Below are 13,792 nucleotides of genomic sequence, written 5' to 3'. Positions count from 1 at the left end.
CAGCGCCTAGGGCAACAAGGATTGCGCCAAGCGCAGCACATGCGGCACAGTAAAGCCCAGACGCTCAAAAACCACCTTGCCCGGTGCGGAAGCGCCGAAGCGCTCCATGCCCAGCACCGCGCCGTCCAGGCCCACATACTTGCGCCACCAATCCACGGCCGCCGCCTCAATGGCGATGCGGGCGCGCACGGCGCGGGGCAGCACGCTTTCTTTATAATCCGCGTCCTGGGCGTCAAAAAGTTCCGCACAGGGCAGGGAAACCACGCGCACCCGGCGGCCTTCGGCCTCCAGCTGCGTTGCCGCCGCCAGCGCCAGGCCCACTTCCGAGCCCGTGGCCAGCAAAATAAGTTCCGGCGTGCCCGCGCAGTGGCGCAGCACATAGCCGCCCCGGGCAATGGCCGCCACCTGCTCCGCATCTCTGGGGCAGAAGGGCAAGGTCTGGCGCGAGAGCGAAAGCACGCTGGGGCAGGGGCTTTCCAGCGCGCTGCGCCAGGCCACGGCGGTTTCCACCGTATCACAGGGCCGCCAGACGTGCAGGCCGGGCGTGGCGCGCAGCATATTGAGCTGCTCCACGGGCTGGTGGGTCGGGCCGTCCTCGCCCACGCCAATGGAATCATGGGTAAATACCCACACGGCCCGCACGCCCATGAGCGCCGCCAGACGCAGTGCGTTCTTGGCCTGATCCGCAAAGGAAAGGAAGGTGCCCGCATAGGGGATAAAGCCGCCGTGCAGGGCCAGGCCGTTCATAATGGCGCTCATGCCGAATTCCCGCACGCCATAAGAAATATAGTTGCCCGTCAGGGCCGGCGGGTTGAGCCGCGTGGACGCGGCCGTAAGCGTGCCCACGGAACCCGTGAGGTCGGCGGAGCCGCCCAGAAGCTCCGGCAGACGCGGCACCAGCGTTTCCAGGGTTTTGCGCGAGGCCACGCGGGTGGCCAGATCTTCCCGCGCGTTCAGGGCCTCTTCCACCAGGCGGCGGGCCGTGTCGGCCCAATCTGCGGGCAGTTCGCCGCGCACGCGGCGCTCAAATTCGGCGGCCAGGCCGGGGTGGGCCGCGCGGTAGGCTTCAAATTTGCTCTGCCAGGCGGCTTCCAGGGCCTGTCCGCGCTCGTGCGCGTCCCAGGCGGCGCGGATGTCCTGCGGAATGACAAAGGGCGGTTCCGTCCACTGCAGAGCCTGGCGCACGGCGGCCACGCCCTCGGCCCCCAGGGGCGAACCGTGGCAGGCGGCGGAATCCGCCTTGGGCGAACCATAGCCGATGTGCGTACGGCAGATGATCAGGCTGGGCCTGCCTTCATCCGCATGAGCTGCGGCCAGAGCCGCGTCCAGCGCCGCGGCGTCGTGTCCGTCCAGCGGGCCCAGCACCTGCCAGCCGCAGGCCGTGAAGCGCCCGGCCACGTTCTCTGTAAACCAGCCGTCCACCTTGCCGTCAATGGAAATGCCGTTGGCATCGTAGAACACGATGAGCCTGCCCAGCCCCCAGGTGCCGGCCAGGGAGCAGGCCTCGTAAGACACGCCCTCCATCAGGCAGCCGTCGCCGGCAAAGGCGTAGGTACGGTGGTCCACCACGGCGTGTTCCGGCGTGTTGTAGCGCGCGGCCAACAGGCGTTCGGCCAGGGCCATGCCCACGGCCGAGGCCAACCCCTGGCCCAGCGGGCCGGTGGTCATCTCCACGCCCATATCCAGGTCATATTCCGGGTGCCCCGCAGCCTTGGAACCCCACTGACGAAAATTTTCAATCTCTTCCAGCGGCAGGTCATAGCCGGACAAATGCAACAGGCCGTAGAGCAGCATGGAGGCGTGCCCGTTGGAAAGCACAAAACGGTCCCGGTCGGGCCAGCGGGGATTGGCGGGATTATGCCGAAGCACGTGCCGCCAGAGAGCCTCGGCCATGTCGGCCATGCCCAGCGGCGCGCCGGGGTGCCCGGAACGGGCTTTTTCAATGGCGTCCACGGCCAGGATACGGAGAGCATTGGCGCACTGTCTGCGGGTGGGCATGAAACGGTTCCTTCACTGTTGTTTTTTGAGGATGGGGAAAGGCGGCCAAGCTGCCGCAGCCCTGCGGCGGTCCTTGGAACAGATACCTTTGAGAATAGGCATTATCAAATTTACGGCGCGCCCACTGCGGCGCGCGGCGGGGCCCACAAACAACGCCGAGGCGTGCCCTACTGCGGTTTCCAGGCCGTGGCGGCCCAAAGGCCGGGGCGGACGCCGCTTGCCGCGCAGGCCGCGGCAAAGGCCGCCAGGCGCGCGCCATAGGGCTTGTGACCGAAAAATGCCGAACCGGAAACCAGCACATCGGCCCCGGCCGCCACCAGAGCGCCGGCGTTTTCGGGGCAGACCCCGCCGTCCACCTGAATGAGGACGTTGCCCCCGCCGTTTTCGTCCAGCAGCCTGCGGGCCGCGCGGAGCTTGGCAAAGCTGGCCGGGATGAAGGCCTGGCCGGAAAAGCCGGGGTTCACGCTCATGATCAGCAGCATATCAAGGTCAGCGACAAGCCAGCGCACGGCATTCACATCCGTGCCGGGATTGAGGGCCACGCCCGCCTTGCAGCCCAGGGCGCGGATGGCGTCAAGGGTGCGCTGCAAGTGGTGGTCGGCCTCGGCGTGGACCACCAGCATATCTGCTCCGGCTTCCGCAAAGGCCGCCAGATGGCGCGAGGGGTCTTCCACCATGAGGTGCACGTCAAAAAAAAGCCCGCTCAGGGGGCGCAGGGCCTTGATGAGCGGGGGACCAAAGGTAATGTTGGGCACAAAGGCCCCGTCCATGACGTCCAGGTGCAGCCAGGTAAGACCGGCGGCTTCCAGCGCGGCCAATTCCTCGGCCAGACGGGCGAAATCCGCCGACAACAGAGAAGGTGAAAGGATCATGCCTTGGCTCTCCGCCTTGTGCGGGCTGCGGGCCGCGCCCGCTTCTTACTGCCCGCTGAGCAGACGCCGCAGGGACAACAGCTGGCGTTTGAGCCCACGCATAAATTCCGGGTCCGGCACGGCGGCCACGCGCTGGGGCAGGGTTTCGTCCAACACGGCGCTGCCCTGCAGCACGCGCCGCGCGCCTTCAATAGTCATGCCCTGCTCGTGCAGCAATTGCTGGATGCGCCGCAGCAGGGCCAGGTGTTCTTCAGTATACAGGCGCTGGCCCTTGTCCGTACGGATGGGAGCCAGCTGAGAAAATTCCGTTTCCCAGAAGCGCAGCACATGGGTTTTGAGGTGGAGCAATTCCGCCGCTTCGCCGATGCGGTAAGTCTTCCCGGACGTCTTTTCCTCCATCTTGTCCCCCGGACGCCGACAACGCCGCACCCCTGCCGCCCGCGCGGAGTCAGGAACGCGCGAACGGCGGGATGCGGACTGCTGGATCAGACGCGCACATCAAATGCGCGTCGTAGTGATTCTGCCACGAGTTCCCGCTCTTTGTCTACCTCTGTATCCTTTAACGTACGCTGCGCATGACGAAAAGTCAGGCGGAAGGTGAGGTGCCGCACAGGCGTTGCGTCCTGCGCCACGGGCGGCTCAAAGCAGTCCCCCAGGGTCGCGTCCGCCAGCAGCGGCCGGTTGAGCCCCCTGATGTGCTCCAGCACGGCCCCTACCGTGAGGCCTGGGCCGGCGGCCACCGTGATGTCGCGCCGCACGGGTGGAAACACGGGCAGGCTGCGGAAGCGCAGTTGCACCGCGTCGTGCAGGCGGCGCAGAACCTCCAGGTCGATTTCGGCCAGCCAGACTTCCTTGCGGGCGTGGTATTCCGCCGCCATGCCGGGCCGGACCCGGCCCATGACGCCCAGGGCCGCGCCTTCCACCGTGAGGGTCACGCAAGGCAGCAAAAAGGGATGGTCCTCCCGCAAGGCGCAGACCGGCGCGGGCGCGTGCAGGTGGTGCAGCAAATGCTCCACCACACCCTTGAGGTCCGTATAATCCAGGTCGCCTTCAGGCTGGGGCCAGGCCGCGTCGTAACGCGCGCCGTAGAGCAGCAGGCCCAGCACGCCCGTTTCACGGGCCGTGGTTTCCGCTGCCGCATCCGCCGCAAAGACTGTGGCCAGTTCAAACAACCGCAGGCCAGCGGCCCCCTGGGCCAGGTTGTTGCGCAGGGTGTTGAGCAGGCCCGGCGCCAGAGCCGTGCGCAAGGCATCCTGTTCTGCCGAAAGGGGATTCATGATGGAAATGCGCCCCTCGCGCGGCAGGTTCAGGCGGTCCAGATCTTTGTGGCCCACAAAACTGTAGTTGACCGCCTCGTTGAGGCCCAGGCCCGCGCCCCAGTGCTTGATGCGGGACCAGAAATCAAAGCGTGATTCCGGTTCGCCCGCGTGGGCCAAGTTGCGCTCCACCCTGGGCAAAGCCGGGGCGATGGTGTCCAGACCGTGCAGGCGGCCCACTTCTTCAATGAGATCGGCCTCGCGGGTGAGGTCCGGCCGCCAGGAAGGCTGGGTCACTGCCCACTGCTCCGGGTTGCTGCGGTCCACGGCGCAGCCCAGTCCCGCAAGGGTGGCGGCGTCGAAATCCGCACCCAGGTGGACCCCCAGCAGGGCGTCGGCCCTGGCCGGACGGAAGGGAATGCGCGCCGGCGCAAAGGGCCGGGGCTCGTTGATGCAGAGGCTGGCGCAGACCGTGCCGCCGCTCAGGGCCGCCATCATGGCGCAGGCCCGGTTCAGGGACCAGACCGCACGCTGCTGATCTATGCCGCGCTCAAAACGGTAGGAAGCCTCGGACGAAAGCCCCAGACGGCGCGAAGTCTTGCGGATGGTGGCCGGACGGAACACGGCGCTTTCCAGAAACACGCGGCTGCTGCCCGCGCCTATTTCGGAATTAAGCCCGCCCATAACGCCCGCCAGGGCCACAGGGCGCTCGCCGTCGCAGATGCAGAGGTCCTGGGCGTTGAGCACGCGCTCCTGCCCGTCCAGGGTCGTGAAGCGCTCCCCTGCCGCAGCGCGGCGCACCACAATGCGGCCCCCGTGCAGGTTGTCCAGGTCAAAGGCGTGCAGGGGCTGGCCACATTCCAGCAGAATGTAGTTGGTCACGTCCACAATATTGGAGATAGGGCGTACGTCGTGGGCGTGCAGGCGGTGGCGCAAACGCATGGGCGAGGGCCCCACCTGCACCCCGGTAAGCGCACGGCCCGCATAGAGCCAGCACAGCTCCGGGTCGTCAATGGCAATGGGCACGTCCAGGTCCGACGCAAGATTCTCTGGCAGAGGCACGTCGGGGATGGTCAGGGGCAGGTTGCAGGCCAGGGCCGTTTCCCGCGCCAGACCCAGGACGGAAAGGCAGTCCGACCGGTTGGGCGTGATGGAAATATCCAGCACTTCGCGGTCCAGGTCCAGCTGGTCCACCAAAGGTTTGCCCACCACAAAATTTTCCGGCAAAATCATGATGCCCGTGTGGTCTTCGGTGAGTCCCAGCTCCCGCTCGGAACAGATCATGCCTTGCGAGGGCGCGCCGCGCAGCTTGGCTTTTTTGATGACCATGCCGTCGGGCATGCGCGTGCCCACCAGAGCCACGGGCACCAGTTGCCCCGCCGCCACGTTGGGCGCACCGCAGACAATTTCCAGAAGCTGCCCCTGGCCCGCGTCCACCGTGCAGCAGTGCAGATGGTCGGACTGCGGATGATTTTCACACGTGACCACCCGCCCCACCACGATGGCGGCGATGGGTGCATAGGGCCGCCGGATGTCTTCCAGCTCCAGACCCAGCATGGTCAGCCGGTCGCCCAGGGCTTCGGCTGTGCCTTCGTAAGGGGTGAACTCACGCAGCCAAGAAAGAGAGAGCAGCATAGCGTATCGATCCTTTGTCGCGCGGGCCTTTGGCCTGCCGCGCGAACACTGCGGTTAGCGAAAATTCCAGACCGGCTTCTGGTCCTGCGCTGCGGGGTCGGGCAGCGGGCGCTCGGCCTGCCTGCGTTGCGCCGCGCCGTACGCGCCGGGGTTGAGGCGCTTGCGGGGCTGCGGCGTTTCGGCTTCGCGCGGGGTGACTGTATTGCCGTAAGCGTCCGTATAGCCCATGCCCCCTTCGGCGGTGCGGCCCGCACTCTGGTTGGGCAACGTTTCCACAGACCGGGGGCCGCCGGGCGGTTCCAGCCCGGACTGACGCGCACTGAAGGCCGAAGCCGCCAGGGCCGCGCCGGGCAAAGCAAAGCCCAGCCCCAGACACAACGCCAGCAGCGCCGCCGCCAGCCGCCGCAGCCCGCTGTCGGGCCGGGCCGGGCGCCCACACCGCGCCAGACAGTGCAAAGCCTTGGCGGTCGTCGCGGCAAGGCGCACAGGCAAAGCGCGGGGGACGGACGGATGGGCCATGGGCTTCACCAGGTAAACTGGCTCAAAAAGCGCGTGTCGTTTTCAAAAAACATGCGCAGATCGCCGATGCCGTATTTGAGCATGGTCACGCGCTCCACGCCCATGCCAAAGGCAAAGCCCGTGCTGTCCGCCGGGTAGCCCACCGCCTCAAAAACCGCCGGGTCCACCATGCCGCAGCCCAGAATCTCCACCCAGCCCGTAGTCTTGCACACCCGGCAGGGCTCGCCGTTGACGTGCCCCTTGCCGCCGCACATGCAGCAGGAAATATCCACTTCCGCCGAAGGCTCGGTAAAAGGGAAAAAACTGGGCCGGAAGCGCACCTCGGTGGCCGCGCCGAACACGGCGCGCACAAAGGCTGTGAGCGTGCCGCGCAGGTGGGCGAGGCTCACGCCCTGCCCCACCAGCAGACCTTCGATCTGGTGGAACATGGGGGTGTGGGTGAGGTCGCTGTCGCGCCGGTAAACCTTGCCGGGCACCACTACGGCCACGGGCGGCTTGCGCGTCAGCATGGTGCGCACCTGCACGGGCGACGTGTGGGTGCGCATGAGCACCTTGTCCGTAATGTACAGGGTGTCCTGCATGTCGCGGGCGGGATGTTCCGGCGGCATATTCAGGGCCTCAAAATTGTAATAGTCTATCTCCACTTCCGGCCCGGAGGCCACATCAAAGCCCAGCCCCTTGAACACGCCGCAGATTTCCTCCATCACCAGGGTGGTGGGGTGCAGGCTGCCGCGCCAGGGCGCGCGGCCCGGAATGGAAGGATCAAAACGCTTGAGCGCGGCGGCCTCGCGCCCGGCTTCCAGAGCGGCCTTACGCTGCTCAAACAGGGCGTTGCAGCGTTCTTTGACGCTGTTGGCCTTCTGCCCCACGGCGGGGCGCGACTCTGGCGCAAGGCCCGGCAGTTGGCTCATGATCTGGGCAATGCGGCCTTTCCGCCCCAGAACGTCCACGCGCAGGGCTTCCAGCGCGTCCAGGTCGGCGGCCTGGGCCAAACCGGCCTCCAGTTCGGGAACCAGGCCCTCCAGTGCAGAAATCAAATCCATAACGGATTCCCCATGCCGTTGCTGCGGCGCTGTTGTTACACAAAACCAAGACGCCGGGACGCCTCCCGGACAAAAAAACAGAGCGCGAGGGGCGCTTGCGCACCGCCCGCGCCCTTAAGACATACCATCCCGCCCGCGCCCCCGCAAGCCGCCCACAGTCGGCAGGGACGGCGGCGGCCCTTCCTGCAAAGCCTTTTCCCGCGCAGACGCGCCCTGAAGGAAAATTCCGAAATCTGCGGGGCAGGGGCGGACGGCGCATCTGGGCATGCCCCGGCACGGCGGGAAACGCTCTTTAAGGAACGCCGCGGCAGTGCGGGTCAGCATCTTCCGACAGGACGCAACGCTGGCCGGTTGCAAAAGGCAGCACGCGGACGCCGCGGCGCGGCGCACCCATCCAGACCAAAAAGGGACGGCCCCCGCCGTCAGCGCAGCAGGGGCCGAACCGATCTACTTGCTCAGGGCGGCCTTGGCCAGCTCCACCACCTGGGCGAAGTCTTCTTTCTTGTACACCGCCAGGTCCGCCAGCACCTTACGGTTGAGGGCAATGCCCGCCACCTTCAGGCCGTGCATGAAGCGGCTGTAGGAAAGCCCGCTCAGGCGCGCGCCCGCGTTGATGCGCAGAATCCACAGGCTGCGGAAATCGCGCTTGCGCAGTTTGCGGCCCGTGAAGGCGTTTTGCAGCGAACGTTCCACAGCCTCACGGGCGGTGCGGTACAGGCGGCTGCGCCCTCCGCGAAAGCCCTTGGCCGCGTCAAGATACTTTTTATGACGGCGATGCCCGGCAAGACCTCTCTTCACACGCATGAGCGTATCCTCCTTCTCCCCACCAGGCGGAGGAATGCCCGTGGAGATGCGTAAAATTTGTCGTAACCCTCAATAGGGGACGCGGATTGGACGTCGGTCGCGGCTCCGCATACGCCGCCGGCGCAGTGCACCGTCAGAGTCTTTCAATCGTTTTCCGTGCGCCCGCGGGTTGCCCCGCACGCCCAGCCGCCCGCCGCCCGATACAAGGGCCGCTGCAGGCCGCCGGTCTGCTCGGCGTAAAAACCGCAGCACGGCGGCACAGGGCCGGCACAGGTCTGCTTCTGCATCCGGCGCGGCAACGCGCCAAAACAACGCCTAAGGCCTGTGCAGCCAAGGCGCGCAACGACTGCCGCAGCAGCCGACAGGCAAACGGGCAAATCAGCCGTTAGGCAGCATCCGGCGCACGGCCTTCATGTTGGTCCCGTCCACCAGGGTGGCCTGGCCCAGACGCATTTTGCGCCCCGGAGCCTTCTTGGTCAGGATGTGCCGCAGGTTCTGGCGGCGCCGCTTGAACTTGCCGCTGCCGGTCTGCGAAAAACGCTTGGCCGCGGCACGGCGGGTTTTGATCTTGGGCATGACATACTCCTTGCACTGAATAGGGCCCGGCAGGGCCGGGCGGAAACCGGAAGGGGCATAATGCCCCAAAGCGGGACGCGACGCAAGGGCCGCTCCCTGTTTTCCGCCCCCACGGGCGGGTCTGCGCGCGGCAAAGCCGCGCTACTTCTTGGGCACCAGCAGCATTTGCAGCGTGCGGCCTTCGGCGCGGGGCTCTTGATCCACCTTGGCCACGTCGGCCAGGTCCTGCACCACCCGCTCCAGAATGGTCATGCCGCGATCTTTGTGCACAATTTCGCGGCCCCGGAAAAAGACCGTGATCTTGCAGCGGTCTCCATCCTCCAAAAAGCGGCGGATGTGGCGGATCTTGGTTTCATAATCGTGGTCGTCGGTCTTGGGCCGGACCTTGATTTCCTTGATCTGCACCACGCTCTGGCGCTTTTTGGCCTCCTGCTTTTTCTTCTGCTGCTCGTACTTGAACTTGCCGTAGTCCATGATCCGGCAGACGGGCGGCTCGGAAGTGGATGCCACCTCCACCAGGTCCATGCCGGCCTCCTTGGCCAGGGCAATGGCGTCGTTGCGTTGCAGAATCCCAAGCTGTTCGCCATCGGCAGCGATCACACGCACCTCGCGGGCGCGGATCAACTCGTTGCGGCGCACGCCGTCTTGCGGCATGTCGCGCCGGAATCTCATATTAGGCGAAGCTATAGCGCATCCCTCCTTGTTTGAAGGGCTCTTCAGCGTCCGCACGCACCAGCGCGGCTATGTCCGCCACGGATTTGAGCCCCAGGTTTTCTCCACTGCGCAGGCGCACGTTGGCGCCGCCCTCCTGCGCCTCTTTTTCCCCTACCACCAGAATATACGGCACCTTGGCCAACTGGGCCTCACGCACCTTGAATCCCAGCTTTTCATTGCGCGTATCGGCGGTCACGCGCACGCCCTGGGCGCGCAGCTGGTCGCGCACCGCCAAGGCCGCCGCGTCGCCGACCTCCGTCACGGTCAGCACCCTGGCCTGCTCCGGCGCAAGCCAGGTGGGCAGCGCGCCGGCGTAGTTTTCTATGAGAATGCCGATAAACCGCTCCAGCGAACCCATGATGGCCCGGTGGACCATGACCGGACGGTGGCGCTCGCCGTCCTGCCCCACATAGGTGAGGTCAAAGCGCTCCGGCAGGGTAAAGTCCACCTGGATGGTGGAACACTGCCATTCGCGGCCGATGCAGTCCAGCAGGCGCACATCAATCTTGGGGCCGTAAAAGGCCCCGTCGCCCGCGTTGATCTCGTAACTGATGCCGGCCTTTTCCACAGCTTGGATCAGCGCATTGGTGGCCAGCTCCCAGGCTTCGTCCGTGCCGATGCTGTCCTTGGGCCTGGTAGAGATGGCCACCTTGTACTGAAAGCCGAACAGGCCCATGAGATCGCGGATGAGATGGATGACTTCCAGAATTTCGCCTTCCAGCTGCTCCGGCGCGCAAAGGATGTGCGCGTCGTCCTGGGTGAACTGGCGCACCCGCAGCAGGCCGTGCAGCACGCCGCTTTTTTCGTGCCGGTGCACCACGCCCAGCTCAAAGTAACGCTGGGGCAGGTCGCGGTAGCTGCGCAGCTCATTGCCGTAGATAAGCATATGGGCAATGCAGTTCATGGGCTTGATGCCGTAGGCGTCGTCCTCAATCTGCGTAAAATACATGTTTTCGCGGTAGTGGTCGTAGTGGCCGGATTTCTGCCACGTTTCCACCCGCAAAAGCTGCGGCCCCTGGACGATGTCGTAGTTGCGCTTGAGGTGCTCGCGCCGCCAGAAGTCTTCCAGGATGGTGCGCACCAGCATGCCCTTGGGCAGCCAGAAAACCATGCCCGGAGCCACGTCTTCCTTAAAGGTAAACAGGTTCAGCTCCCGCCCCAGCTTGCGGTGGTCGCGACGCTTGGCTTCCTCCACTTGCTTAAGGTAGGCGTTGAGAGCCTTTTCGTCCGCAAAGGCCGTGCCGTAGATGCGCGAGAGCATGCGGTTCTTTTCATCGCCGCGCCAGTAGGCTCCGGCCACGGAAAGCAGCTTGGCGGCCTTGGCAAAACCCGTGTGCGGCACGTGCGGGCCCCGGCAAAGATCGGTAAATTCGCCGCAGGTGTAGAGGGAAACCGTGTCGCCCTCAATACTCTCCAGCAGCTCCACCTTATAGGGTTCGCCCTCGGCCGTGAAGCGCGCGGCGGCCTCGGCCTTGGACACGTCCACCCTGGTAAAGGGCAGGCGCGCTTCGGCAATGCTGCGCATCTCAGCCTCAATGGCGGGGAAATCCTCGCTGGAGAAGGGCCGTTCCACATCAAAATCGTAGTAAAAGCCATTGTCGATGGCCGGGCCGATGGTGACCTTGGCCGTGGGGAACAGGCGTTTGACCGCCGCAGCCATGACGTGGGCCGTGGAGTGGCGCAGCAGGCGCAGGCCGTCGGGCTCTTCGGCCGTTACGGGCGCAAGCGCGGCACAGCCCTGGGGCACAGACGCGGAAAGGTCCAGCAGCGCGCCGTCGGGCGTGCGCGCAGCCACCACGGACTTGAATTTTTTGCCGCTGAGGGCCTTTTGCAGCACCACAGCCACGGCATCGCCGGGCGCAGCGGACACCGCCTGCCCTTCTACCTGCACTTCCATCAAACTGCTCCTTTTTCGTCAACGTGCCGCTACGACCCCTGCCGCGCCGGACGCGCCGCCGACAAAAACAAAATGGGGAGGTAAACCTCCCCACTGCGCCGATAACGGTCACCGGGCCGCCCTTGCGGCGGCCCCTGTTATGGGCGGAGTCAAGGTCTTCCGCCATAAAGGGGAAACCATCCCCGGAACTTCATTTGGTAGGAACGAGCAGACTTGAACTGCTGACCCCTTCCGTGTCAAGGAAGTGCTCTAGCCACCTGAGCTACGCTCCTACTTGAGGCAAGGGGTGTTATAGCCGCCGAGCGGCGACGCGTCAACATTTTTTTACTGCGCGGGAAGGAAAGGCTGCGGCGGACGTGGCCCTCTATCCCGACAGCGGCCGCACCACGCGGAGACGCTGCCGGGCCGCCAGACGGCAAACGCCAATTATCTGCGCGGGCAAGCTCCAGCGAACGTATCGCATCCTTTGATTGAAAAGGAATATTCCCAAAAGGAACCGTTTACGAAGCGTCGTGCGTGTTCCACAGCCGGATGGCGGCGGACACGCTGACCGACCAGCGCAAAGGCCCATTGCCGCAAGGGCAGACCACGCGGTAGAGGTCGCGGGTGCGGCCGTCGGGACGGGAGGTTTCGATTTTGTCGGGGATGGCGCCGCATTTCATACAGGGACGAATGGCCGGGAGATTGTCTTTGTTCATTACATTCTTCTAACGGACGCAGGCAAAATAGTCAAAACCGCGCCCGCACGTATAATAACGTACTGCGTTGTGACACAAGCCGGGTCTACACCAAGAAGGGGCACAGCGCTGCGGAAAAAAATGGACTGCCTGGGTCTACCGCAAAGAAAGGAGCATAGCGGGCCACAAAAAATGGGCGGGCCAACCAGAGTTGGCGGATCCGCGCAGACTTGGGCAGCCCGCGCAAAAGCAACCGCCCGCGCTGCACAGGGCATTGCGGGCGGTTGCGGAACGGGAAGAAAAATTTTCTGGGGCGAAAGATGGGACTCGAACCCACGGCCACCTGGGCCACAACCAGGTGCTCTACCAACTGAGCTACTTCCGCCACGGGAAAGTTCTTATACGCAGCTTCTTTTCCTTTGGCAAGTTTTTTTCCGCGCTGCGGACTCTGGATTTTGTCTAGAACAAGGCGTATGCTGTTTGTTATTCTTCACGCGCGCGGCCAGAGGCCCGCGCCCACCCGCGGAGACAGCATGGACAAACTGGTTATTGAAGGCGGCGTGCCCCTTACGGGCGGCATTGACATCAGCGGCTCCAAAAATGCGGCCCTGCCCATTCTGTTCGCGTCCATCCTTCTTTCCGAACCAGCCGTGATCGCCAACGTGCCGGACCTGCGCGACATCCATACTACCCTCAAGCTCCTGAACGTGCTGGGCTGCGCCTGCGGCTACGACGACCACGAAGTGCGCACGCAGCCCGGCCAGCTTTTGCCCGAAGCCCCTTACGACCTGGTACGCACCATGCGCGCCTCGGTGCTGTGCCTGGGCCCCCTGCTGGCCCGCATTGGCCAGGCCCGTGTGGCTCTGCCCGGCGGCTGCGCCATCGGCGCGCGCCCCGTGGACCAGCACCTCAAGGGGCTGGAAAGCATGGGCGCCAGCTTTCAGCTGGAAGAAGGCTACATTCTTGGCCGCTGCCGCCGTCTCACGGGCGCGCGCATTACCTTTGACATGCCCACCGTAGGCGGCACGGAAAATCTGCTCATGGCCGCCGCGCTGGCCGACGGCGAAACCCTGCTGGAAAACGCCGCCCGCGAACCAGAAGTGGTGGACCTGGCCAACTTTCTGCGAGCCTGCGGCGCAGAGATTGAAGGCCACGGCACCGACGTCATCCGCATCCGGGGCGTGCAGGCCCTGCACGGCGCATCCTACGCCGTCATGCCCGACCGCATTGAGGCCGGCTCCTTTCTGGTGGCTGCAGGCATTACCGGCGGCGAACTGCTGCTGCGCCACTGCCCCTTCGACGCGCTGGAAGCCGTCATCCGCAAGCTCTGCGACATGGGCATGGAAATCACCGCCACCCCGCAGGGCGTGCTGGCCCGCTGCGCCGGCCCCTTGCACGGCACGGACGTGAAAACCCAGCCTTACCCCGGCTTTCCCACTGATATGCAGGCGCAGATCATGGCCCTCATGTGCCTGGCCGACGGCGCCAGCGTGGTGGAAGAAAGCATTTTTGAAAACCGCTATATGCACGTTCTGGAACTGGTGCGCCTGGGCGCGCAGATCAAGGTTTCCGGCCACACGGCCATGGTGCGCGGCGTGCAGGGGCTCACCGGCGCGCCCGTCATGGCTTCCGACCTGCGGGCCAGCGCCTCCCTCGTCCTGGCCGGTCTGGCCGCCAAAGGCCGTACCGAGGTACGCCGCATCTACCACCTGGACCGCGGCTACGAACACATCGAACACAAACTCACGGCCGTGGGCGCGCGCATCCGCCGCGAACAGGAATAACCGCGCCCCCCAACGGA

At 65.2% G+C, this 13,792-nt stretch carries 12 protein-coding genes and 2 tRNA genes; 1 reads left to right on the top strand and 13 read right to left on the bottom strand.

Features of this window, described 5'->3' with window-relative positions; all coding sequences use genetic code 11:
• Positions 1 to 6: 6 nt before the first annotated feature.
• The 13 genes from tkt to J7I12_RS09785 form a co-directional block, all read right to left on the bottom strand.
• The gene (gene tkt / locus J7I12_RS09845; RefSeq protein ID WP_302548487.1) at positions 7 to 1,998 is read right to left on the bottom strand and encodes a transketolase; all 1,992 of its coding nucleotides are present in this window, start codon (positions 1,996 to 1,998) and stop codon (positions 7 to 9) included.
• A 167-nt stretch (positions 1,999 to 2,165) separates the two neighbouring features.
• Positions 2,166 to 2,870: a ribulose-phosphate 3-epimerase gene (rpe, locus tag J7I12_RS09840; protein WP_118229888.1), complete on the bottom strand. Its 705-nt coding sequence runs from the start codon at positions 2,868 to 2,870 to the stop codon at positions 2,166 to 2,168.
• A gap of 45 nt (positions 2,871 to 2,915) precedes the next feature.
• Positions 2,916 to 3,269, bottom strand: a complete 354-nt coding sequence (locus J7I12_RS09835; protein ID WP_118229887.1) for a MerR family transcriptional regulator — start codon at positions 3,267 to 3,269, stop codon at positions 2,916 to 2,918.
• Between the two features lie 86 nt (positions 3,270 to 3,355).
• Positions 3,356 to 5,761: a phenylalanine--tRNA ligase subunit beta gene (gene pheT / locus J7I12_RS09830; RefSeq protein WP_118229886.1), complete on the bottom strand. Its 2,406-nt coding sequence runs from the start codon at positions 5,759 to 5,761 to the stop codon at positions 3,356 to 3,358.
• A gap of 54 nt (positions 5,762 to 5,815) precedes the next feature.
• Positions 5,816 to 6,280 carry a translation initiation factor IF-2 gene (locus J7I12_RS09825; RefSeq protein ID WP_118229885.1) on the bottom strand — a complete coding sequence of 155 codons (465 nt, stop codon included), beginning with the start codon at positions 6,278 to 6,280 and terminating at the stop codon, positions 5,816 to 5,818.
• Positions 6,281 to 6,285: 5 nt separating this feature from the next.
• Positions 6,286 to 7,323, bottom strand: coding sequence for a phenylalanine--tRNA ligase subunit alpha (gene pheS / locus J7I12_RS09820; RefSeq protein WP_118229884.1), 1,038 nt, complete (start codon positions 7,321 to 7,323; stop codon positions 6,286 to 6,288).
• A 447-nt stretch (positions 7,324 to 7,770) separates the two neighbouring features.
• The gene (rplT, locus tag J7I12_RS09815) at positions 7,771 to 8,127 is read right to left on the bottom strand and encodes a 50S ribosomal protein L20 (RefSeq protein ID WP_118229883.1); all 357 of its coding nucleotides are present in this window, start codon (positions 8,125 to 8,127) and stop codon (positions 7,771 to 7,773) included.
• Between the two features lie 378 nt (positions 8,128 to 8,505).
• On the bottom strand, positions 8,506 to 8,703 hold the full coding sequence (rpmI, locus tag J7I12_RS09810) for a 50S ribosomal protein L35 (RefSeq protein ID WP_118229882.1): 198 nt from the start codon (positions 8,701 to 8,703) through the stop codon (positions 8,506 to 8,508).
• A gap of 141 nt (positions 8,704 to 8,844) precedes the next feature.
• Complete coding sequence (gene infC / locus J7I12_RS09805; protein WP_118229881.1) at positions 8,845 to 9,375, bottom strand: translation initiation factor IF-3; 531 nt, start codon at positions 9,373 to 9,375, stop codon at positions 8,845 to 8,847.
• Between the two features lies 1 nt (position 9,376).
• A complete protein-coding gene (gene thrS, locus J7I12_RS09800; protein WP_288907719.1) occupies positions 9,377 to 11,314 on the bottom strand; it encodes a threonine--tRNA ligase in 1,938 nt (645 codons plus the stop codon).
• A gap of 195 nt (positions 11,315 to 11,509) precedes the next feature.
• Positions 11,510 to 11,586: transfer RNA gene (locus J7I12_RS09795), tRNA-Val, on the bottom strand.
• A gap of 228 nt (positions 11,587 to 11,814) precedes the next feature.
• Positions 11,815 to 12,012, bottom strand: a complete 198-nt coding sequence (locus J7I12_RS09790; protein WP_118229879.1) for a serine acetyltransferase — start codon at positions 12,010 to 12,012, stop codon at positions 11,815 to 11,817.
• A 288-nt stretch (positions 12,013 to 12,300) separates the two neighbouring features.
• Positions 12,301 to 12,376: transfer RNA gene (locus J7I12_RS09785), tRNA-His, on the bottom strand.
• Between the two features lie 148 nt (positions 12,377 to 12,524).
• On the opposite strand from J7I12_RS09785, the gene murA reads away from it, so the two are divergent.
• The gene (gene murA / locus J7I12_RS09780) at positions 12,525 to 13,775 is read left to right on the top strand and encodes a UDP-N-acetylglucosamine 1-carboxyvinyltransferase (protein WP_118229960.1); all 1,251 of its coding nucleotides are present in this window, start codon (positions 12,525 to 12,527) and stop codon (positions 13,773 to 13,775) included.
• The last annotated feature ends 17 nt before the right edge of the window (positions 13,776 to 13,792 follow it).

It is taken from the genome of Desulfovibrio diazotrophicus (assembly GCF_902498985.2).
In the GTDB taxonomy this organism is placed as follows: Bacteria; Desulfobacterota; Desulfovibrionia; order Desulfovibrionales; family Desulfovibrionaceae; genus Desulfovibrio; species Desulfovibrio legallii.
The sequence above is the reverse complement of the archived record's forward strand: the minus strand, read 5'-3'. Positions and strand labels throughout refer to the sequence as shown.

What these genes read in the sequence shown, in the direction of transcription:
- pheT (WP_118229886.1), bottom strand. Translation starts at nt 5,761, where the DNA reads ATGCTGCTCTCTCTTTCTTGGCTGCGTGAGTTCACCCCTTACGAAGGC.
- J7I12_RS09835 (WP_118229887.1), bottom strand. Translation starts at nt 3,269, where the DNA reads ATGGAGGAAAAGACGTCCGGGAAGACTTACCGCATCGGCGAAGCGGCG.
- infC (WP_118229881.1), bottom strand. Translation starts at nt 9,375, where the DNA reads ATGAGATTCCGGCGCGACATGCCGCAAGACGGCGTGCGCCGCAACGAG.
- tkt (WP_302548487.1), bottom strand. Translation starts at nt 1,998, where the DNA reads ATGCCCACCCGCAGACAGTGCGCCAATGCTCTCCGTATCCTGGCCGTG.
- murA (WP_118229960.1), top strand. Translation starts at nt 12,525, where the DNA reads ATGGACAAACTGGTTATTGAAGGCGGCGTGCCCCTTACGGGCGGCATT.
- rpe (WP_118229888.1), bottom strand. Translation starts at nt 2,870, where the DNA reads ATGATCCTTTCACCTTCTCTGTTGTCGGCGGATTTCGCCCGTCTGGCC.
- rpmI (WP_118229882.1), bottom strand. Translation starts at nt 8,703, where the DNA reads ATGCCCAAGATCAAAACCCGCCGTGCCGCGGCCAAGCGTTTTTCGCAG.
- pheS (WP_118229884.1), bottom strand. Translation starts at nt 7,323, where the DNA reads ATGGATTTGATTTCTGCACTGGAGGGCCTGGTTCCCGAACTGGAGGCC.
- J7I12_RS09825 (WP_118229885.1), bottom strand. Translation starts at nt 6,280, where the DNA reads ATGGCCCATCCGTCCGTCCCCCGCGCTTTGCCTGTGCGCCTTGCCGCG.
- rplT (WP_118229883.1), bottom strand. Translation starts at nt 8,127, where the DNA reads ATGCGTGTGAAGAGAGGTCTTGCCGGGCATCGCCGTCATAAAAAGTAT.
- J7I12_RS09790 (WP_118229879.1), bottom strand. Translation starts at nt 12,012, where the DNA reads ATGAACAAAGACAATCTCCCGGCCATTCGTCCCTGTATGAAATGCGGC.
- thrS (WP_288907719.1), bottom strand. Translation starts at nt 11,314, where the DNA reads ATGGAAGTGCAGGTAGAAGGGCAGGCGGTGTCCGCTGCGCCCGGCGAT.